This window comes from Pseudomonas sp. OA65 (assembly GCF_017498305.1).
Lineage (GTDB): Bacteria > Pseudomonadota > Gammaproteobacteria > Pseudomonadales > Pseudomonadaceae > Aquipseudomonas > Aquipseudomonas zanjanensis.
Genome location: NZ_JAGDEZ010000001.1, coordinates 316,772 through 337,006 on the forward strand (window position 1 = coordinate 316,772; position 20,235 = coordinate 337,006).

At 61.5% G+C, this 20,235-nt stretch carries 16 protein-coding genes; 9 read left to right on the forward strand and 7 right to left on the reverse strand.

Features of this window, described 5'->3' with window-relative positions:
* The first annotated feature begins 70 nt into the window (after nucleotides 1-70).
* On the forward strand, nucleotides 71-1,633 hold the full coding sequence (ahpF, locus tag J3361_RS01445) for an alkyl hydroperoxide reductase subunit F (RefSeq protein ID WP_207961709.1): 1,563 nt from the start codon (nucleotides 71-73) through the stop codon (nucleotides 1,631-1,633).
* Nucleotides 1,634-1,910: 277 nt separating this feature from the next.
* Here the strand turns inward: ahpF and gloA are convergent, their stop codons facing one another.
* Complete coding sequence (gene gloA, locus J3361_RS01450; protein ID WP_207961711.1) at nucleotides 1,911-2,432, reverse strand: lactoylglutathione lyase; 522 nt, start codon at nucleotides 2,430-2,432, stop codon at nucleotides 1,911-1,913.
* Nucleotides 2,433-2,626: 194 nt separating this feature from the next.
* On the opposite strand from gloA, the gene J3361_RS01455 reads away from it, so the two are divergent.
* A complete protein-coding gene (locus J3361_RS01455) occupies nucleotides 2,627-3,154 on the forward strand; it encodes a DUF4946 domain-containing protein (RefSeq protein WP_207961713.1) in 528 nt (175 codons plus the stop codon).
* Nucleotides 3,155-3,259: 105 nt separating this feature from the next.
* Here J3361_RS01455 and J3361_RS01460 read toward each other — a convergent pair whose 3' ends face one another.
* The 3 genes from J3361_RS01460 to J3361_RS01470 form a co-directional block, all read right to left on the reverse strand.
* Nucleotides 3,260-3,625 (reverse strand): histone-like nucleoid-structuring protein, MvaT/MvaU family, encoded by a 366-nt coding sequence (locus J3361_RS01460; protein WP_207961839.1) that lies wholly within the window; start codon nucleotides 3,623-3,625, stop codon nucleotides 3,260-3,262.
* A 224-nt stretch (nucleotides 3,626-3,849) separates the two neighbouring features.
* Nucleotides 3,850-5,394, reverse strand: a complete 1,545-nt coding sequence (locus tag J3361_RS01465) for an EAL domain-containing protein (protein WP_207961715.1) — start codon at nucleotides 5,392-5,394, stop codon at nucleotides 3,850-3,852.
* Nucleotides 5,395-5,668: 274 nt separating this feature from the next.
* On the reverse strand, nucleotides 5,669-6,532 hold the full coding sequence (locus tag J3361_RS01470) for a LysR family transcriptional regulator (protein WP_207961718.1): 864 nt from the start codon (nucleotides 6,530-6,532) through the stop codon (nucleotides 5,669-5,671).
* Nucleotides 6,533-6,759: 227 nt separating this feature from the next.
* Here J3361_RS01470 and J3361_RS01475 point away from each other — a divergent pair, with 227 nt between their 5' ends.
* Both J3361_RS01475 and hppD read left to right on the forward strand, forming a co-directional pair.
* On the forward strand, nucleotides 6,760-7,704 hold the full coding sequence (locus tag J3361_RS01475; RefSeq protein WP_207961720.1) for a DMT family transporter: 945 nt from the start codon (nucleotides 6,760-6,762) through the stop codon (nucleotides 7,702-7,704).
* A gap of 250 nt (nucleotides 7,705-7,954) precedes the next feature.
* Complete coding sequence (gene hppD / locus J3361_RS01480; RefSeq protein WP_207961722.1) at nucleotides 7,955-9,031, forward strand: 4-hydroxyphenylpyruvate dioxygenase; 1,077 nt, start codon at nucleotides 7,955-7,957, stop codon at nucleotides 9,029-9,031.
* A 179-nt stretch (nucleotides 9,032-9,210) separates the two neighbouring features.
* On the opposite strand, the gene rarD is transcribed toward hppD, so the two are convergent.
* Both rarD and J3361_RS01490 read right to left on the reverse strand, forming a co-directional pair.
* Nucleotides 9,211-10,095, reverse strand: coding sequence for an EamA family transporter RarD (gene rarD / locus J3361_RS01485; RefSeq protein ID WP_207961730.1), 885 nt, complete (start codon nucleotides 10,093-10,095; stop codon nucleotides 9,211-9,213).
* A 156-nt stretch (nucleotides 10,096-10,251) separates the two neighbouring features.
* Entirely contained in the window at nucleotides 10,252-11,286 is a 1,035-nt protein-coding gene (locus tag J3361_RS01490; protein WP_207961741.1) for an aldo/keto reductase, read from the reverse strand.
* 327 nt (nucleotides 11,287-11,613) lie between these two features.
* On the opposite strand from J3361_RS01490, the gene J3361_RS01495 reads away from it, so the two are divergent.
* The 4 genes from J3361_RS01495 (at nucleotide 11,614) to J3361_RS01510 (ending at nucleotide 16,401) form a co-directional block, all read left to right on the forward strand.
* Nucleotides 11,614-12,750 (forward strand): glycerate kinase, encoded by a 1,137-nt coding sequence (locus J3361_RS01495; RefSeq protein WP_207961743.1) that lies wholly within the window; start codon nucleotides 11,614-11,616, stop codon nucleotides 12,748-12,750.
* A gap of 239 nt (nucleotides 12,751-12,989) precedes the next feature.
* Complete coding sequence (locus tag J3361_RS01500; protein WP_207961745.1) at nucleotides 12,990-14,174, forward strand: pyridoxal phosphate-dependent aminotransferase; 1,185 nt, start codon at nucleotides 12,990-12,992, stop codon at nucleotides 14,172-14,174.
* 219 nt (nucleotides 14,175-14,393) lie between these two features.
* Nucleotides 14,394-15,095 (forward strand): response regulator transcription factor, encoded by a 702-nt coding sequence (locus tag J3361_RS01505; protein WP_207961748.1) that lies wholly within the window; start codon nucleotides 14,394-14,396, stop codon nucleotides 15,093-15,095.
* 4 nt (nucleotides 15,096-15,099) lie between these two features.
* The gene (locus J3361_RS01510; protein ID WP_207961750.1) at nucleotides 15,100-16,401 is read left to right on the forward strand and encodes an ATP-binding protein; all 1,302 of its coding nucleotides are present in this window, start codon (nucleotides 15,100-15,102) and stop codon (nucleotides 16,399-16,401) included.
* Nucleotides 16,402-16,487: 86 nt separating this feature from the next.
* On the opposite strand, the gene J3361_RS01515 is transcribed toward J3361_RS01510, so the two are convergent.
* The gene (locus tag J3361_RS01515) at nucleotides 16,488-17,129 is read right to left on the reverse strand and encodes a DUF1345 domain-containing protein (protein WP_207961751.1); all 642 of its coding nucleotides are present in this window, start codon (nucleotides 17,127-17,129) and stop codon (nucleotides 16,488-16,490) included.
* Nucleotides 17,130-18,153: 1,024 nt separating this feature from the next.
* Here J3361_RS01515 and J3361_RS01520 point away from each other — a divergent pair.
* Nucleotides 18,154-20,232, forward strand: coding sequence for an EAL domain-containing protein (locus J3361_RS01520; protein WP_207961753.1), 2,079 nt, complete (start codon nucleotides 18,154-18,156; stop codon nucleotides 20,230-20,232).
* The last annotated feature ends 3 nt before the right edge of the window (nucleotides 20,233-20,235 follow it).

The window sequence follows — 20,235 nt, forward strand, 5'->3', positions numbered from 1 at the left end:
CCAAAAAACGCCCGGGCGAGATTCGCTCGGGCGTTGTTTTTTCTGAAATTCAAAAATGGAAATCGCCCGTATGTTGGACGCCAATCTTAAAGCTCAGTTGAAGTCATACCTGGAACGGGTCACCCAGCCGATCGAGATCGTCGCTTCCCTCGACGACGGTGCGAAATCCCAGGAAATGCTCGCGTTACTCCAAGACGTTGCCAGTCTTTCCCACCAGATTACTTTGCTCGACAACGGTACCGATGCGCGCAAGCCTTCGTTTTCGTTGAACCGCCCGGGAGCCGATATCAGCCTGCGTTTCGCCGGTATCCCCATGGGGCATGAATTCACTTCGCTGGTGCTGGCCCTGCTGCAAGTCGGTGGCCACCCGTCGAAGGCCAGTGTCGAAGTCATTGAACAGATCCGCTCGCTCAAGGGCGAGTTCAACTTCGAGACGTATTTCTCGCTGTCGTGCCAGAACTGCCCGGACGTGGTCCAGGCGCTGAACCTGATGGCGGTGCTGAACCCGAACATTCGCCACGTCGCCATCGACGGCGCGCTGTTCCAGGCCGAAGTTGATGAACGCCAGATCATGGCCGTGCCAAGCATTTACCTGAACGGCGTGAACTTCGGCCAGGGCCGCATGGGCCTGGAAGAAATTCTCGCCAAGATCGACACCAGCGGTATCGAGCGCCAGGCCGAGAAAATCAGCGCCAAGGACGCTTTTGATGTGCTGGTGGTCGGCGGTGGCCCGGCCGGCGCTTCGGCGGCGATCTACGCGGCCCGCAAAGGCATTCGCACCGGCGTGGCGGCAGAACGTTTCGGCGGCCAGGTGCTCGACACCATGGCCATCGAGAACTTCATCTCGGTCCAGGAAACCGAAGGGCCGAAACTGGCCGTCGCCTTGGAAGAACACGTCAAGCAGTACGATGTGGACATCATGAACCTGCAACGTGCCGACGGCCTGGTGCCCGGCAAAGACGGCGAGTTGCATGAAATCAAGTTCGCCAGCGGTGCGAGCCTCAAGGCCAAGACCGTGATCCTGGCGACCGGTGCCCGCTGGCGCGAAATGAACGTGCCGGGCGAGCAGCAATATCGCAACAAGGGCGTCGCGTACTGCCCGCACTGCGATGGTCCGCTGTTCAAAGGCAAGCGCGTGGCGGTGATTGGTGGTGGTAACTCCGGCGTCGAAGCGGCTATCGACCTGGCCGGTATCGTCGCCCACGTCACCTTGCTGGAGTTCGATGTGCAATTGCGTGCCGACGCGGTGTTGCAGCGCAAACTGCACAGCCTGCCGAACGTGACGGTGATCACCAACGCGCAAACCACCGAAGTGACGGGTGATGGCCAGAAGGTCAATGGCTTGCGCTACAAGGACCGTCCGAGCGGTGAAGTGCGCGATGTGGCGCTGGAAGGGATCTTCGTGCAGATCGGCCTGTTGCCCAATACCGATTGGCTCAAAGGCACCGTCGAGCTGTCGCCCCGGGGCGAGATCATCGTCGATGCACGTGGTGAAACCTCGATCCCTGGCGTGTTCGCCGCCGGTGACGTGACCACTGTACCGTACAAGCAGATCGTGATCGCCGTGGGAGAGGGTGCCAAGGCTTCCCTGAGCGCCTTCGATCACCTGATCCGCACCTCCGCGCCGGCCTGAACAACCAATAGCGGAAAACACAAAACCCCATGGGCCATTGGCTCATGGGGTTTTTATCTGCGCCTTGTCTGTGGCAGGCGTGGTATTCACCCTGCTAGATCGAGTTGCCTCCTTCGCGAGCAAGCCCGCTCCCACACTGGATCGCTGTCGTACGCAAAACCTGTGGACGACGCGATCCAGTGTGGGAGCGGGCTTGCTCGCGAAGAGGCCCTCAAATCCAGCATCACTGTCGACAAGTAAACATCTATCGAGCTATCGCGATGGACGGTGGTGAGGTTTACAACGGCGCGGGCTGGATGATCTCGACCCAGTAGCCATCCGGGTCCTTGATGAACGCCAGGCTTTTCATGCGGCCATCGGTCAGGTGCTTCTGGAAGTTGCAGCCCAATGCTTCGAAGCGCTCGCAGGCTGCGACGACGTCCGGTACCGAGATGCAGATATGACCGAAACCGCGAGGGTCGGTGTTGCCGTTATGGTAGGCGAACGCCGGGTCGCTTTCGGTGCCGTGGTTGTGGGTCAGTTCCAGGATGCCAGGGATCGACTTCATCCATTCGGTACGCGCCGCCGCGTCCGCCGGAATCTGGTTCTTGTCCACCAACGCCAGGAAATACAGGCTGAATTCGGCTTCCGGGAAGTCGCGCTTTTCCACCAGCGAGAATCCCAGTACGCGGGTGTAGAAATCCAGGGACTGGGTGATGTCCTTGACCCGCAACATGGTGTGGTTGAAGACGAATCGGGCCGTGGCGGCGTCAGGTTGGGCGGTGACGCCAGGGAAAGTATTGAGTTCGTGCAGGCTCATGGGCCCTCCGGAAAAAAGTGGGGCAAACGGCGTCGCAAGTGTGGTCGCGACGGCTCCTGGGCTTGCGTCAGGCGGCTTCCTTGCAGGTGCGCCCATGATACGCAAGGGAGGCGGCGGCGCCAAACTACGCGTGGCTATTGCCTGGTTCTGCCTCGGCCTTCAGACTTCACGATTCGTCCTTGAGTGGCCACGCAATGATTCGACCGTTCCTTTCGCTGTTTGTCCTGCTGCTGGTGAGTGTCGGCGGCGTCCAGGCGTCCGAACCGCAAATTACCTGGCCCCAGGGCTGGGTCGTCGAACCGCTGCCGGCGCAGGCATCGACATCGGCAGCCCCCGGAACCCTGCGCCAACGGGCAACCAAGAGCGATCCGGCAGGCAATGCCGTGATGGTCATGGAACTGACCACGACCCCTGTTGCGCCCGATCACCAAGTCAACTTGCAAGGCGTGTTGCTGGAAATGCGCAAATCAATCCAGAAGGATTTTTTCCAGGGCGGTTATCAAAGTGTATGCACTAAGGTGCATGCCTCCATGTTGGGTGGCGTCACTGCTTTGGAAACCACTTGCACGATCACGCAAAACGGCCGACATGTATTGTCTCAGGCACTCGTCGCGGCACTAAATGAGGGCAAGGCTTATGTGCTGTCCTATGCCGGGCAGGCGCAGGCATTTGTTGAAAGCCAGGATGAAGTACAGTCGGTGCGAAACAGTTTGAAACTATAACGCCTCCAGCGTAATACCCCAAAGGGATTAACCCTAAAGTTTAGTCCATAAAAAAGCCCTGACTATTCAGGGCTTTTTGCATGCCGGGCTGTCAACCACGCACTGTCAACCACGCAACCAAGAATCAACAGTTGCTGCACCGTACTGTTCTTTCCAGGCTTTCAGGCCGCGGTGATTGCCGCCCTTGGTCTCGATCAACTCGCCGGTGTGCGGGTTCTGGTAAACCTTCACCACGCGCGCGCGACGGGTCTTGGTGGGCTTGGTCGACTGCAGGCTTGCCTTGGACGGGTTCGGGTTGAGGATCGCGACGATGTCGCGCAGGCTCTTGCCGTAGGTTTTCATCAGTCCCTGGAGCTTTTCCTCGAATTCGATTTCCTTCTTGAGCCCGGCATCGTTCTTCAGTGATTCCAGCTGCTTGAGCTGTTCTTGAAGGGCCTTTTCGGCTGCACGAAATTCAGCGAGTCTGGACAAAATGATTACTCCAATCAAAATATTTGGCTGATACCAACCGCAAACAAAGCTATAAGCCAAGCGCCTTGAAGCGACTCGGTGTTAATGACTCTCTCCTGTTATGTGGCACAGGTAGAAAAAATTGTAGTAGTTAATCCGGAAAGTGTAAATCGTAACTTTTTCGTTATGTAACAACAGCAGGCGTTTTATCAATTGGAGCGCCGTCGTCAATAGATCGGCGACGGTTAACTGCCATTAGTGGTGGTCAACGTCTCAGCGAATGCCTGCCCGCTAATGGGGCGACCAAATAGATAACCCTGCAGAAAGTTCACCCCATTTGCGCTCAGATAGTCGCTTTGTTCGACGGTTTCGACACCCTCGGCCACCATGTCCAAGTCCAACTTGCCCGACAGTTCGATGATGCTATCAAGGAGGTGGCGCGACAGGGCGTCGGCGCCGATCATTGCGACAAAACTCTGGTCGATCTTCAAGAAATCCACATTGAATTGGCGCAGGTACGTCAGGCTGGAATGACCGGTGCCGAAATCGTCGAGGGCGATCTTGACCCCCAGTTCCCGCAGTTGGTCGAACAGTTGCCGGGTCACGGGCGTCGGTTCGATCAGCTCGCGTTCGGTCAACTCCAGCACCAGGGTTATCGACCCCGGTGCGAAGGCGTTGAGAAACTCGCGACAATCGTCTACCAGCGCCAGATCCTGGCAGTGGCGGGCGGTGATGTTGATGCCCACATGGAACGGCGCTTCGAGTTGCGGCGCGAGCGGCACCAGCAGGCGCATGGTTTGCCGCATCAGCGCGCGGGTCATCGGCACGATCACGCCGCTGTGTTCGGCGAAGGGAATGAACAGGTCCGGACGGACCAGGCCTTCCTTGGGGTGGTTCCAGCGCATCAGCACCTCGACGCCGGCCCAGCGTTTGCTGGCGCTGTGCACGACCGGTTGCAGGTAGGGCACGAACTCGCCGGCTTCCAACGCCCGTTGCAGTTCACGGCTGGGCGATGAGGCGCGCTTTTGCAGCCAGTGCCCGAGAATCCCTGCCACAGCGCCAAAGAAGATCAACAGGCTGAACAACGGTGGATATTCCCTGGCCATGTAGCGCCAGGTTTCTCCTTCCTCGAATCCGGCTTCCACATTAAAGGCGTAGCGCGATGAACCCAGTTCGCTCTGGGCCACCGGCAGCCCGGGCAACGGCGCTGGCCGGACCTTGCCGTCCGCCGCCAGCCAATTCGGCCCGACTTGCAGCCGCAGCCGGGTCTGGCCGCCGATCAGGCGCAGGACATTGGCCAAGTGATACCCGTCAAGTGTGGCCAAGGCGCCTTGCCGGCCCTCATTGAGCCGGTAGATCAACAGCGCGGTATCCGGGGTGACCGGGTTGCCGTCCATGAGCCACAGCGAGCCCTGATAATAGTCGCTCGGGTTGACCCGCTCCTCGAAGGCGCCGAACAGCGAGCTGCAATACAGGCTGTCGTCCCAGATCAGGTTGGTCGAACGGACAAAGGGCCGGCGCGTCACTTGTTCGCGTAAGGCCAGCTTCACCGCTTCGCAGGGCTGGCTGGCCAGGGGCAATAATTCACGGGCTGCCAAGGCGGTGTTGTCGAGCATCAGCTCGATCTGCCGGACCAGTTCCTCGGCGGTCTGCCGGGTGTGTTGCGCCAGCGTCCTTTCGGCCTGCATGTACAAAATGGCCAGCCCTGACAGTATCGGCACCAGGCCGCAGAGCAGGGTGACCAGGAAGCGGCGGGGCCGGGTGTGCGAGCGGGCGGCGGTCAAGGGCATCGGCACAACCTGAAAAGAGAAGGGGTGGGGGAATCGTCGGATGCCGACCATGATAGATGGCTTGCCGAGTGCTTGCTGACCGCAGCGTGACTGTGGGCGAGGTTTGTGGGAGCAAGGACTGTGGGAGCAAGGCTTGCCCGCGATGAACGATCATGCGGTCCACCTGGGGAACCGAGGTGCCTTCATCGCGAGCAAGCTTTGCTCCCACAGGTTCAATGCCAGGCTCTCCCCCAGATTTCAATGCCAGGCTCCCCCCTCAGGTTCAATGCCGGGCTCATGACTGTCGCGCCAGCTCGATAAACGCCAGGGTCGCGGGCGAGGCCTGGCGGCTGTCCAATACCGCCAGGCCGATCTGGCGCGGCACCGGCGGCGACAAGGGCCGGGTGACGTAACCCGGGTTCTCGTCATCCGGCAACGACCCCTCGGACACCACGCTCACCGCTTCGCCGCGCCGGACGACGTCCAGGGTGCTGAGCAATTGCGAGCAACGGAAACGCACGTTCGGTGTCAGCCGGGCGGCATTGAACAGGCGCGTGACCAGCTCCGACGATCCCGCCTCGGTGTGCACGAAGGGGTCGTCGCACAGGTCTTTGAGGCTCAGGCTGGCCTGGGCGGCTAGGGGGTGTGCAGTGGGCAGCAGGGCGACCATCTGATCTTCCATCAGCATGAACGTGTCGAAACGCTCCTCAGGCAGCACCACGAAACCGACGTCGATCCGCCGTTCGTCCAGCCATTGGATGACCTGCCTGTCGGGCCCTTCGTCGATGTGCACTTCGATCCCGGGATGCAAGGCTCGGTAGCGCCGCAGGATCCCGGGCAGCAGTTTCATCGATGAGGTCGGCCCGAACGAGCCGATGCGCAACGTGCCCCGGCGCATGCCCCGGGCATCGGCGGCTTCCTGGCGCAAGGTGTTCGCCAGCCCGAGCATGGCCCGGGCCCGCAGCAGCAATTGCTGGCCAATATCGCTGAGCTCCACCACCGACTGATGCCGCCTGAGCAATTCCACGCCCAGTTCTTGTTCCAGGGATTTGATGGCGTGGGACACCGCGGATTGACCAATGCCCAAGCGCGTGGCCGCAGCGGTGAAACCACGCAGCTCGGCGACCAGGGAGAAGATTTCGAGTTGAGTGAGGGTCATGAGGAATTGCTCATTTTACGATGATCGAGCATGAGCAGAATAATGAAGCATCCAACAGCTTGCTGCGAGGGTATTTAGCTGTGGGAGCAAAGCTTGCTCGCGATGAGGGATGACTCGGTTTGCCTGCTGAATCGCGCCGCTTTCATCGCGAGCAAGCTTTGCTCCCACAATTAATTCCACTTGCCACAGATTTTGCGTTGTCCTTATTAGTGTGCCGTGGTGAAACCATGAAAACCCTCGAACAAGCTGTCCCAATCCCCTCGGACCTGCCGGTCTATCTGAAGCTCGCCATGGTCACCATGATCTGGGGCGGAACCTTTGTGGCCGGCCGGATCCTTTCCGATGCCCTGGCGCCGATGTTTGCCGCCAGCCTGCGGTTCCTGCTGGCGAGTATCGCGCTGCTGGTGTTTCTCGCGTTGGCCGGGATTCCGCTGGCCAGGCCCAGTGTGAAGCAAGGGCTGCAGTTGGCCGCGCTGGGGTTCTTCGGCATCTTTTTCTACAACCTCTGCTTTTTCTACGGTTTGCAGTACATCAATGCGTCCCGGGCTTCGCTGATCGTGGCCTTGAACCCGGCGGTGATCGGGCTGGCGTCCTGGTGGTTGTTCAAGGAACGGCTGAGCCGCTTGAAAGTGGCGGGCATCGTGCTGTGCATCGGCGGGGCGGGGGTAGTGATCGTCAGTCGTGATCCGTCTTTGCTGCAAGGCGCAGCACAGGCCTGGATCGGCGACCTGCTGATTTTTGGCTGTGTGCTGGGCTGGGGCATCTATTCGCTATTTTCAAAAAAACTCAACGACAGCCTTGGCCCGTTGCAGACCGTGACCTGGTCGATTCTGCTGGGCACGCTGATGTTGTGGCTGACCTGCGCAGTGTCGGGGGAGATTCGTCTCGAGACCCTGCGCGGGCTGGACGTGGAGCAATGGCTGAGCCTGTTGTACCTCGGCGTGCTGGGCTCGGCCCTGGCTTATATCGCCTGGTACGACGGCATTCGTCGGATCGGCGCGACCCGCTCCGGTGTATTCATCGCGCTCAATCCGCTGACGGCGGTGCTGCTGGGTGCGCTGCTGCTGGACGAACGGCTCACGGCGTTGATGTGTGTCGGCGGGTGCGTGATCCTGCTGGGCATCTTCCTGTGCAACAAACCCCTTGCGCGGCCGAAGGAAAAGGCGATTTGATACAGGAGGCGGACAAATTCGGTTACGCTGTGTAGAATCGAGTTACGCATATAAGAATAACGTCTTCTGGCAGCAGAAGCCTCGCCCGCAAGAGCCTTGGGTCGACAATGAAGATACTTGGGTTTCAACTGATCTACGGCGATTTCCTCGCCCGCAGCGTTCGTGGCATTTCCTGCGCGCCGCCCCGTGCCCTCAGCACCGCCTGCAACTAACGTTTTTTGTTAATTGACCAGCATGATGAGGCGCCGACATGGCAGATCTATACGAAAACCCCATGGGCCTGATGGGCTTCGAATTCATCGAATTTGCATCCCCGACCCCCAACACCCTGGAGCCGATCTTCGAGATCATGGGCTTCACCAAAGTGGCCAGCCACCGCTCCAAAAATGTGCACCTGTATCGCCAGGGCGCGATTAACCTGATCCTCAACAACGAACCCCATAGCGTGGCATCGTACTTTGCCGCCGAGCACGGTCCGTCGGTATGCGGCATGGCGTTCCGGGTCAAGGATTCGCAACTGGCCTACAAGCGCGCGCTGGAACTCGGCGCCCAGCCGATCCACATCGAGACCGGCCCGATGGAGCTGAACCTGCCGGCGATCAAAGGCATCGGCGGCGCGCCGCTGTACCTGATCGACCGTTTTGGCGAAGGCAGCTCGATCTATGACATCGACTTTGTGTTCCTCGAGGGCGTTGACCGCAACCCGGTGGGCGCGGGCCTGAAAATCATCGACCACCTGACCCACAACGTCTATCGCGGGCGCATGGCCTACTGGGCCGGTTTCTACGAGAAACTGTTCAACTTCCGCGAGATCCGCTACTTCGACATCAAGGGCGAATACACCGGCCTGACCTCCAAGGCCATGACCGCCCCGGATGGCATGATCCGCATCCCGTTGAACGAAGAATCGTCCAAGGGCGCCGGGCAGATCGAAGAGTTCCTGATGCAGTTCAATGGCGAAGGCATCCAGCACGTGGCCTTCCTCACCGATGATCTGATCAAGACTTGGGACCAGCTGAAAAGCATCGGCATGCGCTTCATGACCGCGCCGCCGGACACTTATTACGAAATGCTCGAAGGCCGCCTGCCGAACCACGGCGAACCGGTGGATGAACTGCAAGCGCGCGGCATTCTGCTGGACGGCTCGTCCAACCCGGATGACAAGCGCCTGCTGCTGCAGATCTTCTCCGAAACGTTGATGGGGCCGGTGTTCTTCGAATTCATCCAGCGCAAGGGCGACGATGGTTTTGGCGAAGGCAACTTCAAGGCACTCTTCGAATCTATCGAGCGTGATCAGGTGCGTCGTGGCGTGCTCGCGACCGAGTAAGGCCTGAAGCAGTAAAAAGCCCGCCCAGCAGTGATGCCGGGCGGGCTTTTTTTGTTGCCGATGCAGTCCCGAATGTGGGAGCGGGCTTGCTCGCGAAAGCGGTGTATCAGTCGATATAAATGGCGCCTGACACGCCGCTTTCGCGAGCAGGCTCGCTCCCACAGGGTTTGGCGGTGACTTTAAGTCCTGCGTCGCTGCCGTACCAAGTGCTTGAACCCTTCGAACACCAGCACCGCCACCGCCATCCAGATGGGGATGTAGGTCAGCCATTCACCGGCCTTGATGCTTTCGCCCAGCAGCAGCGCAACGCCCAGCAGCAACACCGGTTCGACATAACTCAACAGGCCGAACAGGCTGAACGGCAGCAACCGGCTGGCGACGATGTAGGACACGAGCGCGCTGACGCTGATCAGCCCGAGCAAGGGGATCAGCAGCGATAGCCATGGGTATTGATCGAAAACGGCGAAACCTTGTTCGCCGCTTTGCACGAACCACAGTGCCAGGGGCAACATCAGCGTCATGTCCAGCCAGAGTCCGCCGAGGTTGTCGGTCTTGATGCGTTTGCGCAGGATGAAATAGATCGGGTAGCCGATCACCACCAGCAAGGTTGCCCAGGAAAAACCACCCACTTGGTACAACTCGTTGAACACGCCAAGGGTGGCGAAGAACACGGCGACTTTCTGCAAGTAGGAAAGGCGCTCGCCATAGACGAGCCGTCCGGTGAGGACCATCGACAGCGGCAACAGGAAGTACCCCAGCGACACGTCCAGGCTGTAGCCGTTGAGCGGCGCCCACATGAACAGCCACAGTTGCGCGCCCATCAGGGCCGAAGAGGCGATCGCCGCGATCAACAGCCGTGGCGTGGCGATCAGGCGCTGGATCAACGCCGTGACCAGGTGCCAGTCCCGCGTCACCAGCAGGAAAACGGTCATGCACGGCATCGTCAGCAGCATGCGCCAGCCGAAGATCTCCACGCCGGTCAGCGGTGCGAGCAACGAGGTGTAGTAGTACATGACGGCGAACAGCGCAGAGGCTGAGACCGATAGAGCGATGCCTTTGGACACGATGATTCTCTTGAGGGCGATCAATCAACACCCTACCTGTGGCAGGGGGTGTTGATTGTGGGAGCGAGTCATGTGGGAGCAAGACATATGGAGCAAGGCCTGTGGGAGCAAGGCTTGCCCGCGATAGCCACGCCGCGGTTCAACAGATGAACCGCGTTATCGTTCATCGCGGGCAAGCCTTGCTCCCACAGGCACTCGCCCCGGCACGAAATGCCCCACATCATTGAACCCCGGCGTCGAGGCATGCCCCGGCGTCACCAGCGAATCGATGAAGGCTTCATCTTCGGCGCTGATCTTCACCGCCTGTGCCTTGGTGTACGAATCCCACTGTTCCTCGGTGCGCGGCCCGACGATGGCCGAGGTCACGGCGCTGTTGTTCAGTACCCAGGCGATGGCGAACTCGACGATGCCCACGCCTCGGCCCTGGGTGTACTGCAGGATTTGCTGGGCAATGCGCAGGGATTCGACTCGCCATTCGGTTTCCAGAATGCGTTTATCCTGGCGTCCGGCACGGCTGTTGGCGTCCGGCGCCACGTCCGGCGCGTACTTGCCGCTGAGCACGCCACGGGCCAGGGGGCTGAACGGCACCACGCCGAGGCCGTAGTTCTGTGCCGCGGTGATCTGCTCGGTTTCCGCCTGGCGGTTGACGATGTTGTACAGCGGTTGGCTGATCACCGGCCGGTCGATGCCCAGGCTGTCGGCGATCCTGATCACTTCGGCGATGCGCCAGCCACGATAGTTCGACAGGCCCCAGTAGCGGATCTTGCCCTGGCGAATCAAGTCGCCAATGGCCGACACGGTCACGTGCAGCGGGGTGTTGTGGTCTTCGCGGTGCAGGTAATAGATGTCCAGGTAATCGGTGCCCAGGCGTGTCAGGCTGGCCTCGATGCCATTGAACAGGTGCTTGCGGCTCAAGCCACTGCGGTTGGGCACGCCATCCGCCGGGCCGAAGCCGACCTTGGTGGCCAACACCCATTCCTGGCGGTGACGGGCGATCGCCTCGCCGACGATCTCTTCGGAACGGCCGTTGGTGTAGACATCCGCGGTGTCGATGAAATTGATGCCCTGGTCCCAGGCCTTGTCGATGATCCGCAGCGAATCCTCGGTGCTGGTCTGTTCGCCGAACATCATCGTGCCCAGGGTCAACGTCGAGACTTGCAACCCGGAATGGCCTAGCGTGCGGTAGCTCATGACAAGATCCTTTTATCCATGGGGAAAGGCTCAATCAAATACCAGAACCGCCGCGTGGATCCAACCGTTTTCTCAACCCCACCAAAATCCATTGTGGGAGCGAGCTTGCTCCCACAGGGGGCTGTGTTGTATGCAGATCCTGAGTTTACGCAGGCCCATGTGGGAGCGAGCCTGCTCGCGATGAGGCCGCCAGCTTCAACCTGAATTTCCCTGAAAAACCAATCTTTGCAAATTTGAACAATAATGCGCGATGTCTTTTGTGCGGCGGACCGACGTCACGGCTGCGGTCAACTGGCAGCATGCTGAGCATCGGAACCGGAGAATAATATGAAAATAATCATCGCCCCCGACTCGTTCAAGGACAGCCTCAGCGCCCAGGGTGTCGCCGATGCCATCGCCCAGGGGCTGGCCGAGGTCTGGCCGGATGCGCAGTTGATCAAGTGCCCAATGGCGGACGGCGGGGAGGGGACGGCGTCGTCGGTGCTGGCCGCCTGCAACGGCCAGTGGCGTCACACCCGGGTCCGCGGGCCCTTGGGTGTCGGCGTCGAGGCGCGCTGGGGCTGGTTGGCCGAAAGCCGCACCGCGATCATCGAGATGGCCGAGGCCAGTGGTCTGCAATGGGTGCCGCCGGGGCAGCGGGATGCCTGTTCCAGCAGCACCTACGGCACTGGCGAGCTGATTCGCGCGGCCCTCGATGAGGGCGCCGACCGGGTGATCCTGGCGATTGGCGGCAGCGCCACCAACGACGGCGGTGCCGGTGCGATGCAGGCCTTGGGTGTAGCGCTGCTGGACGACCGTGACCACCCTCTGCCACCCGGCGGCCTGGCCTTGGCAAACTTGGCACGCATCGACCTGAGCGACCTCGACCCACGCCTGGCCCACGTCAATTTCGAGATTGCCGCCGACGTTGACAACCCCCTGTGCGGGCCCCACGGCGCTTCGGCGGTCTTCGGTCCGCAGAAGGGCGCCACTGCGCAGCAAGTGCAGACACTGGACCAGGCCCTCGGGCATTTCGCCGAACACTGCGCCCAGGCACTGCATAAGGACGTGCGCGACGAGCCGGGCAGCGGCGCCGCCGGTGGCCTGGGCTTCGCGGCCAAAGCGTTTCTGGGGGCGCAGTTTCGTACCGGGGTGGATGTCGTCGCCCAGTTGACCGGGCTGGCCGAGGCGGTCAGCGGCGCCGACCTGGTGATCACCGGCGAAGGCTGTTTCGACGCCCAGACCCTGCGCGGCAAAACCCCTTTCGGCGTGGCCCGCATCGCCCGCCAACATGGCGTACCGGTGGTGGTCATTGCCGGCACGCTGGGGGAGGGCTACCAGGCGCTGTATGAACATGGCATCGACGCCGCCTTCGCCTTGGCCAGCGGGCCGATGACCCTGCAAGAAGCCTGCACCGACGCCCCGCGCCTGCTGAGCGAGCGCGCCCGGGACATCGCGCGGCTTTGGCGGGTGGCCGCGCGGTAAGCTCGATAGGCACTTGGCCCAGGAGTAGGGTGAACCTGTGGCGAGGGAGCTTGCTCCCGTTGGGTTGCGAAGCGGCCCCAAATGGAAGTGCCGACCAGATGCATTGAAGTGAATGGTTTCAGGGCCGCTTCGCGCCCCAGCGGGAGCAAGCTCCCTCGCCACAAAAGCGCTGCGAGGGTGGCGTGGTGTGTGATTTGAGATAGGGTTGAGGCTGGATATCGCGCAATCAGGAGAGATACATGCGCTTCTCAGTCTTGACCCAACGCATCACCGGCGAAGGTGCCGCCGCCTGGCAGATCCACGATCGGGCGCTGGCCATGCGCGAACAGGGCATGGATGTGTTGTTGCTGTCAGTGGGCGATCCGGACTTCGACACCCCGCGGGCCATTGTCGACGCCGCGGTGGGCAGCCTGCGGGCCGGTGAGACCCATTATTCGGACATCCGCGGCTTGCACACCTTGCGGACCAGCATTGCCCGGCGGCATCGCTTGCGCTGCGGCCAGCCGGTGGGGGCCGAACAGGTCGTCGTGCTGCCGGGTGCGCAATGCGCGGTGTATGCGGTCGCGCAATGCCTGCTCAACCCTGGCGATGAAGTCATCGTCGCCGAACCGATGTACGTCACCTACGAAGCGGTGTTCGGTGCCTGCGGGGCGAAAGTACTGCCGGTGGCGGTGAGCCCGGAGAACGGCTTTCGGGTCGAGCCGGCGGACGTTGCCCGTCTTGTGAGCCCGCGTACCCGGGCGATGCTGCTCAACAGCCCGAACAACCCATCCGGCGCCAGCCTGCCGATGTCCACCTGGCAAGCATTGGCGCGGTTGTGCATCGAACATGACCTGTGGCTGATCAGTGACGAGGTCTACAGCGACCTGCTCTACGACGGCGAACACATCAGTCCGGCCAGCCTGCCGGGCATGGCCGAACGCACCGCGACGATCAACAGCCTGTCCAAATCCCACGCCATGACCGGTTGGCGGATCGGCTGGGTCGTTGGCCCTGAATCCCTGGCCGACCATCTGGCGAACCTGTCCTTGTGCATGTTGTTCGGCCTGCCGGACTTCGTGCAACGGGCCGCCCAGGTTGCCCTGGAGCAGGAGTTGCCGGAAGTGGCGCAGATGCACGAGGAGTATCGCCAGCGCCGGGACCTGGTCTGCGCCATGCTCGACGATAGCCTGGGGCTCAAGCCGGTGCGGCCCGATGGTGGCATGTTCGTGATGGTCGATGTGCGCCAGACCGGCCTCGGTGCCCAGGCGTTTGCCGAGCGCCTGCTGGACGACTACGGCGTGTCAGTGTTGGCCGGCGAGGCGTTCGGGCCCAGTGCGGCGGGGCATATCCGCATCGGGCTGGTGGTCGATCAACTGAAACTGGCGGATGCATGCCAGCGGATTGCTGCGTGTGCGGCGGATCTGCTGCGGGCCCAGCGGTAAAGTTTTGTAGAGGCTGTGTGAAATTGTGTAAGGGTTTTGCTCGTGGATGAGCGCGGACGTATATCCTTGGCAGCTTGAGATTTTCTGCGCCTGGCAGGCCCTCATCGCGAGCGGGCTCGCTCCCACATTGAGTCTTTAGTGCGACTCAGGCCCCTGTGGGAGCGAGCCTGCTCGCGATAGCGTCATTTCAGGCGCCACAGCACTTTTCTGGAAACACCCATGCCCAACATCCTCCTGGTCGAAGACGACACCGCACTCTCCGAACTGATCGCCAGTTACCTGGAACGCAACGGCTATCAGGTCAGCGTGCTCAGCCGTGGCGATCATGTGCGTGAGCGGGCGCGTGTCGACCCGCCGGACCTGGTGATCCTCGATCTGATGTTGCCAGGGCTGGACGGCTTGCAGGTCTGCCGCCTGCTGCGGGCCGACTCGGCGACTTTGCCGATCCTGATGCTCACCGCCCGGGACGACAGCCACGACCAGGTCCTGGGCCTGGAAATGGGTGCCGACGACTACGTCACCAAACCTTGCGAGCCCCGGGTGTTGCTGGCGCGAGTCCGTACTTTATTGCGCCGCAGCAGCCTCACCGAGCCGCAGACAGCCAACGACCGCATCCTCATGGGCAACCTGTGCATCGACCTGTCCGAGCGCACCGTGACCTGGCGCGGGCAGCCGGTGGAGTTGTCCAGTGGCGAATACAACCTGCTGGTGGTGCTGGCCCGGCATTCCGGCGAAGTGCTGAGCCGCGACCAGATCCTGCAACGCCTGCGCGGTATCGAATTCAACGGCACCGACCGTTCGGTGGACGTGGCGATTTCCAAGTTGCGGCGCAAGTTCGACGACAACGCCGACGAAGCCCGCAAGATCAAGACAGTGTGGGGCAAGGGTTATCTGTTCAGTCGTTCCGAGTGGGAATACTGAGTCGATGTGGAAGCTGCTGATTCGTCTGTACCTGGTCACCATCGTCTCCTACAGCGCGGCGATCTACCTGATGCCGGAGCTGGTGATCCGCCTGTTCCAGGAGCGTTTCCTGACCTACAACCTCGATTATTCCCGGGGCCTGCAAACCTTGATGGTCAAGCAGTTCCGCGCCGTGCCCAGCGAGCAGTGGCCGGCGCTGGCGGCGCAGATGGACAAGGAGTTCGAGCCGCTGCGTATCGAGCTGGCGGCTGTCGAGGACGAAGGCTTCAGCGCCGATGAGCAGGCGCGTCTCAAGCGCGGCGAGAACGTGGTACGCCTCGGCGACTGGGCCTGGCGAACCCTGGCGGCGGCGCCGCTGGACGAGCATACGACGGTGAAGATGGTCGTGCCGCCGGACCCGGCCGATGTCAGCTGGTTGTACTGGAGCATCAATGTGTTGATCGGCGCGACGATGTTGGCCTGCCTGTTGCTCTGGTTGCGGCCGCACTGGCGCGACCTGGAACGCCTCAGGCGCACCGCCGAACGTTTTGGTAAAGGTCATTTGGATGAGCGTACGCACATCGCTTCCAGTTCGAACATCGGCAGCCTGGCCCATGTGTTCGACACCATGGCCGGGGACATCGAGCACCTGCTCAACCAACAGCGGGATCTGCTCAACGCTGTGTCCCACGAACTGCGCACGCCACTGACGCGGCTCGATTTCGGCCTGGCCCTGGCGCTGTCCGATGACCTGCCGGCGCCCAGCCGTGAGCGCCTGCAAGGGTTGGTGGCGCATATCCGCGAGTTGGATGAGCTGGTGCTGGAACTGCTGTCCTACAGTCGCTTGCAGAATCCGCAACGCCTGCCCGAACGGGTCGACGTGGCGCTGGACGAATTCATCGACAGCATCCTGGGCAGCGTCGATGAGGACCTGGCGGCGCCGGACGTGGTCATCGATGTGTTGTTGCACGGGGCGTTGGAGCGTTTTGTGCTGGATCCACGCCTGACCGCTCGGGCATTGCAGAACCTGCTGCGCAATGCCATGCGGTATTGCGAAAAGCGCATCCAGGTCGGTGTGCTGGTGGGGGACCAAGGCTGTGAGATCTGGGTCGACGACGATGGTATCGGTATTCCCGACAGCGAACGCGAGCGCGTGTTCGAACCGTTCTACCGCCTGGACCGCAGCCGCGACCGCGCCACGGGCGGCTTTGGCCTCGGCCTGGCCATCAGCCGCCGGGCCCTGGAAGCCCAGGGCGGCACGTTGACTGTCGAGGCTTCGCCACTGGGCGGGGCGCGCTTCCGGCTGTGGCTGCCAACTCCGTCCTGAGGTTCGCCGCGCTGTCTATGCCCGACGCTGACCCTGTGGCGAGGGAGCTTGCTCCCGCTGGGCCGCGAAGCGGCCCCAAATGCGCCTCACCCAAACAACCCCGCCGCAATATTGATCGAAAACCCCAAAATCGCCGTGTTGAACACAAACCCGATCAACGATTGTGCGAGCACGATCTTGCGTAATTGCCGCGTGGCAACGCCCACATCCGAGGTCTGCACCGCCACGCCGATGGTGAAAGAGAAATACAGAAAGTCCCAATAGTTGGGCGTGGTCAGCCCTTCGGCAAATCGCAGCGCCGGCTCCTTGCCCTCCCAGGTGTAATACAACCGTGCGTAATGAAGGCTGAAAATCACCCCGATCAGCAACCATGAACCAGTCACGGTCATCGCCGTGAAGCCGTAATGCAACAGCTTGCCGGCGGCTTGCAGGTCGCGGCTGCCCGCCAGCTCGAAGGTGATGGTCGCCAGGCTGGCCAATGCCGCGACGCAGACCATCAGCAGCACCAGCCCGGCATTTTCATCTTCGATTTCGGCGATGCGTTTCACATCGGGCGCCTTGGCCCGCACGGTCAGCCAGAACATCAGCACCAGGTAGGTCCAGACCCCGGTATTCCAGCCGATCAGGACCTTGCTGATGATCGAGTCCACGGGAACCAGGATTCCCACCGCCAGGCCAAGGACCGTGGCGCTTGAAAGACGCGGGTGGGTGCGGGCGAGGAGGGGCATGGAGGCTCACTGTCCGGAAAAGAACCTAGTATGAGCTATCAGGCAACCGGCCGGCCGTCTATCGCGTTCGACTCGATCAATTGCACACCCGCTTCCTGCATCCGCCGGATCGCCGCCGCCAACGAGCCATCCAGATCGATGCTCGCTCCCACAATGGCTTTGCGGTCGACGCATGACTGATAGCTAGCCGGTTAACCTTGTGGGAGAGGGCTTGCTCGCGAAGAGGCCGGCACATTCCACATCTATGCAATCTGATCCACCGCCTTCGCGAGCAGGCTCGCTCCCACAATGGATTTGCAGTGGACGCATGACTGATAGCTAGCCGGTTAACCTTGTGGGAGCGGGCTTGCTCGCGAAGAGGCCGGCACATCCCACGTCTATGCAAGCTGATCCACCGCCTTCGCGAGCAAGCCCGCTCCCACAATGGATTTGCGATGAACGCATGACCGATAGCTAGCCGGTTAACCTGTGGGAGCGAGCCTGCTCGCGAAGAGGCCGGCACATTCCACATCTATGCAATCTGATCCACCGCCTTCGCGAGCAAGCCCGCTCCCACAATGGATTTGCGATGAACGCATGCCTGATAGCTAGCCGGTTAACCTGTGGGAGCGAGCCTGCTCGCGAAGAGGCCGGCACATCCCACGTCTATGCAAGCTGACCCACTGCCTTCGCGAGCAGGCTCGCTCCCACAATGGATTTGCAGTGGACGCATGACTGATAGCTAGCCGGTTAACCTTGTGGGAGCGGGCTTGCTCGCGAAGAGGCCGGCCCATCCAACATCTATGCAAGCTGATCCACCGCCTTCGCGAGCAGGCTCGCTCCCACAATGGATCTGTGGTGGGCACATGACTGATGACTTTCACACAAAATATTCGCCCTGCTCGGGGTAGTGTCTTTCGTCGAAAACATTCCAGGTTTGATGGCTTTTTGACATTTGGTCCGTACGTCCCTGCCACGATTCAGTACAATCGCCGGCCTCCAACCGGGCATGGAAGCCGTCCGGTTCTCCTTTACGAGAAAAACCATGCTCATTGGTAGTTATTCCCCCGCTCTTGTTTCGATTTCGTTGTTTGTTGCAGTGCTGGCTTCCTACACCGCGCTGGATTTGGCCGGGCGGATCGCGACCGCCCAGGGACGCGCCGCGCATTTGTGGATGACCGGGGGCGCGCTGGCGATGGGGGTGGGCATCTGGTCCATGCACTTCATCGGCATGCTGGCGTTCACCTTGCCGATCGAGCTTGGCTATGACGTACCGATCACCGCGCTGTCGCTGCTCACCGCGATTCTTTCCAGCGGGTTTGCCTTGTGGTTGGTCAGCCAGCCGCGATTGCCGGCGTGGCAGCTGGCTTTCGGTGCGCTGATCATGGGCGCCGGGATCAGCGCCATGCATTACACCGGCATGGCCGCGCTGCGGATGCAGCCGGGCATCGATTACGACCCGACGCTGTTCGGCGCTTCCTTGGTGATTGCCGTCGGCGCGTCTGCGGCGGCGTTGTGGATTGCCTTTCGCCTGCGCCAGAACAGCCCCCATGTACGTCTGGCTCGCGCGGGCGCCGCGGTGATCATGGGCATGGCCATCGTTGGCATGCACTACACCGGCATGGCCGGGGCGCGCTTCAGCGAGGGCAGCTTTTGCGGCTCGCTGGACGGCTTGAGCGGCAAGGGCCTGGACAATCTGGTATTGATCACCACCCTGGCGGTATTGGCCATTGCCCTGCTGACCTCGATTCTCGATGCGCGCCTGGAAGCCCGCACCGCCGAGCTGGCCCAGTCCCTGACCCGGGCCAACCGGGAACTGACCCAGTTGGCCCTGCACGACCCCCTTACCGGACTGCCCAACCGTGTGCTGCTGGCCGATCGGATCGACCAGGCCATGCATCGGGTGCAAGCGCAGGGCGGTTGCTTCGCCTTGATGTTCATCGACCTCGATGGTTTCAAGCCGGTCAACGACGCCTTTGGTCACCACATGGGCGATCTGTTGCTGCGGGACGTGGCCCTGCGCCTGCGCGAAGACCTGCGCAGCCAGGACACCCTGGCGCGGATCGGCGGTGATGAGTTCGTGTTGCTGGTGCAACTGGCCGAGCCCGACGATGCCCTGCGACTGGCGGCACGTCAGGTCGGCTTGATCGGGCGCACGTTCCGGGTGAGTGAGCATGACTTGCAGATCTCCGCCAGCGTCGGGATCGCCCTTTTTCCTGGCAACGGCCAGAGCGCCGAAGAGCTGCTGATGAACGCGGACGCGGCGATGTACCACGCCAAGGGCGCCGGCAAGAACGGCTACAGTTTTTTCGACGCTTCGATGAACAGCAACGCCCGCAAGCAATTGCAGCTGCTGCAAGATTTACGCACGGCGGTCGAACAGCGGCAGTTCAGCCTGCATTACCAGCCCAAGTTCGACGCGGCCAACGGCCGTCCGGTCGGGGCCGAAGCCTTGTTGCGCTGGACCCATCCGACCCAGGGCCTGTTGATGCCCGACACGTTCATCGACCTGGCGGAAAAGACCGGCTTGATCATCCCCATCGGCGAATGGGTGTTGAACGAAGCCTGTCGGCAGATGCGCGAATGGTACGTGCTCGGTTATACCGACTGGCGCATCGCGGTGAACCTCTCGGCTTTGCAGTTCTGCCACACCGGTCTGGTGCAGAGCGTGGCCAAGGCGTTGGAGACGCATAAGCTGTCGGCCAACAGCCTGACCCTGGAAATCACCGAAACCACTGCCATGAGCGATGCGGACGCGAGCATGACGGTGTTGCAACAGCTCTCGGACATGGGCGTGGATTTGTCCATCGACGATTTCGGCACCGGCTATTCGAGCCTGATGTACCTCAAGCGCCTGCCGGCCAACGAGCTGAAGATCGACCGTGGCTTCGTGCGTGACCTGGAGCACGACAGCGATGACGCGGCGATCGTCTCGGCCATCGTCGCCCTCGGCCAGGCCCTGGGCCTGCGGATCGTCGCCGAAGGCGTGGAGACCGATGTGCAACAAGACTTCCTGACCCAGTTGGGCTGCGATTCACTGCAGGGTTATCTGCTGGGCCATCCACTGCCGGCCGAGGGTTTTTTGCAGGAGATTCGCCGGGCGAAACGCGTGGCGGTGGCCTGAGGC

What these genes read in the sequence shown, in the direction of transcription:
- ahpF (WP_207961709.1), top strand. Translation starts at nt 71, where the DNA reads ATGTTGGACGCCAATCTTAAAGCTCAGTTGAAGTCATACCTGGAACGG.
- gloA (WP_207961711.1), bottom strand. Translation starts at nt 2,432, where the DNA reads ATGAGCCTGCACGAACTCAATACTTTCCCTGGCGTCACCGCCCAACCT.
- J3361_RS01455 (WP_207961713.1), top strand. Translation starts at nt 2,627, where the DNA reads ATGATTCGACCGTTCCTTTCGCTGTTTGTCCTGCTGCTGGTGAGTGTC.
- J3361_RS01465 (WP_207961715.1), bottom strand. Translation starts at nt 5,394, where the DNA reads ATGCCCTTGACCGCCGCCCGCTCGCACACCCGGCCCCGCCGCTTCCTG.
- J3361_RS01470 (WP_207961718.1), bottom strand. Translation starts at nt 6,532, where the DNA reads ATGACCCTCACTCAACTCGAAATCTTCTCCCTGGTCGCCGAGCTGCGT.
- J3361_RS01475 (WP_207961720.1), top strand. Translation starts at nt 6,760, where the DNA reads ATGAAAACCCTCGAACAAGCTGTCCCAATCCCCTCGGACCTGCCGGTC.
- hppD (WP_207961722.1), top strand. Translation starts at nt 7,955, where the DNA reads ATGGCAGATCTATACGAAAACCCCATGGGCCTGATGGGCTTCGAATTC.
- J3361_RS01490 (WP_207961741.1), bottom strand. Translation starts at nt 11,286, where the DNA reads ATGAGCTACCGCACGCTAGGCCATTCCGGGTTGCAAGTCTCGACGTTG.
- J3361_RS01495 (WP_207961743.1), top strand. Translation starts at nt 11,614, where the DNA reads ATGAAAATAATCATCGCCCCCGACTCGTTCAAGGACAGCCTCAGCGCC.
- J3361_RS01500 (WP_207961745.1), top strand. Translation starts at nt 12,990, where the DNA reads ATGCGCTTCTCAGTCTTGACCCAACGCATCACCGGCGAAGGTGCCGCC.
- J3361_RS01505 (WP_207961748.1), top strand. Translation starts at nt 14,394, where the DNA reads ATGCCCAACATCCTCCTGGTCGAAGACGACACCGCACTCTCCGAACTG.
- J3361_RS01510 (WP_207961750.1), top strand. Translation starts at nt 15,100, where the DNA reads ATGTGGAAGCTGCTGATTCGTCTGTACCTGGTCACCATCGTCTCCTAC.
- J3361_RS01515 (WP_207961751.1), bottom strand. Translation starts at nt 17,129, where the DNA reads ATGCCCCTCCTCGCCCGCACCCACCCGCGTCTTTCAAGCGCCACGGTC.
- J3361_RS01520 (WP_207961753.1), top strand. Translation starts at nt 18,154, where the DNA reads ATGCTCATTGGTAGTTATTCCCCCGCTCTTGTTTCGATTTCGTTGTTT.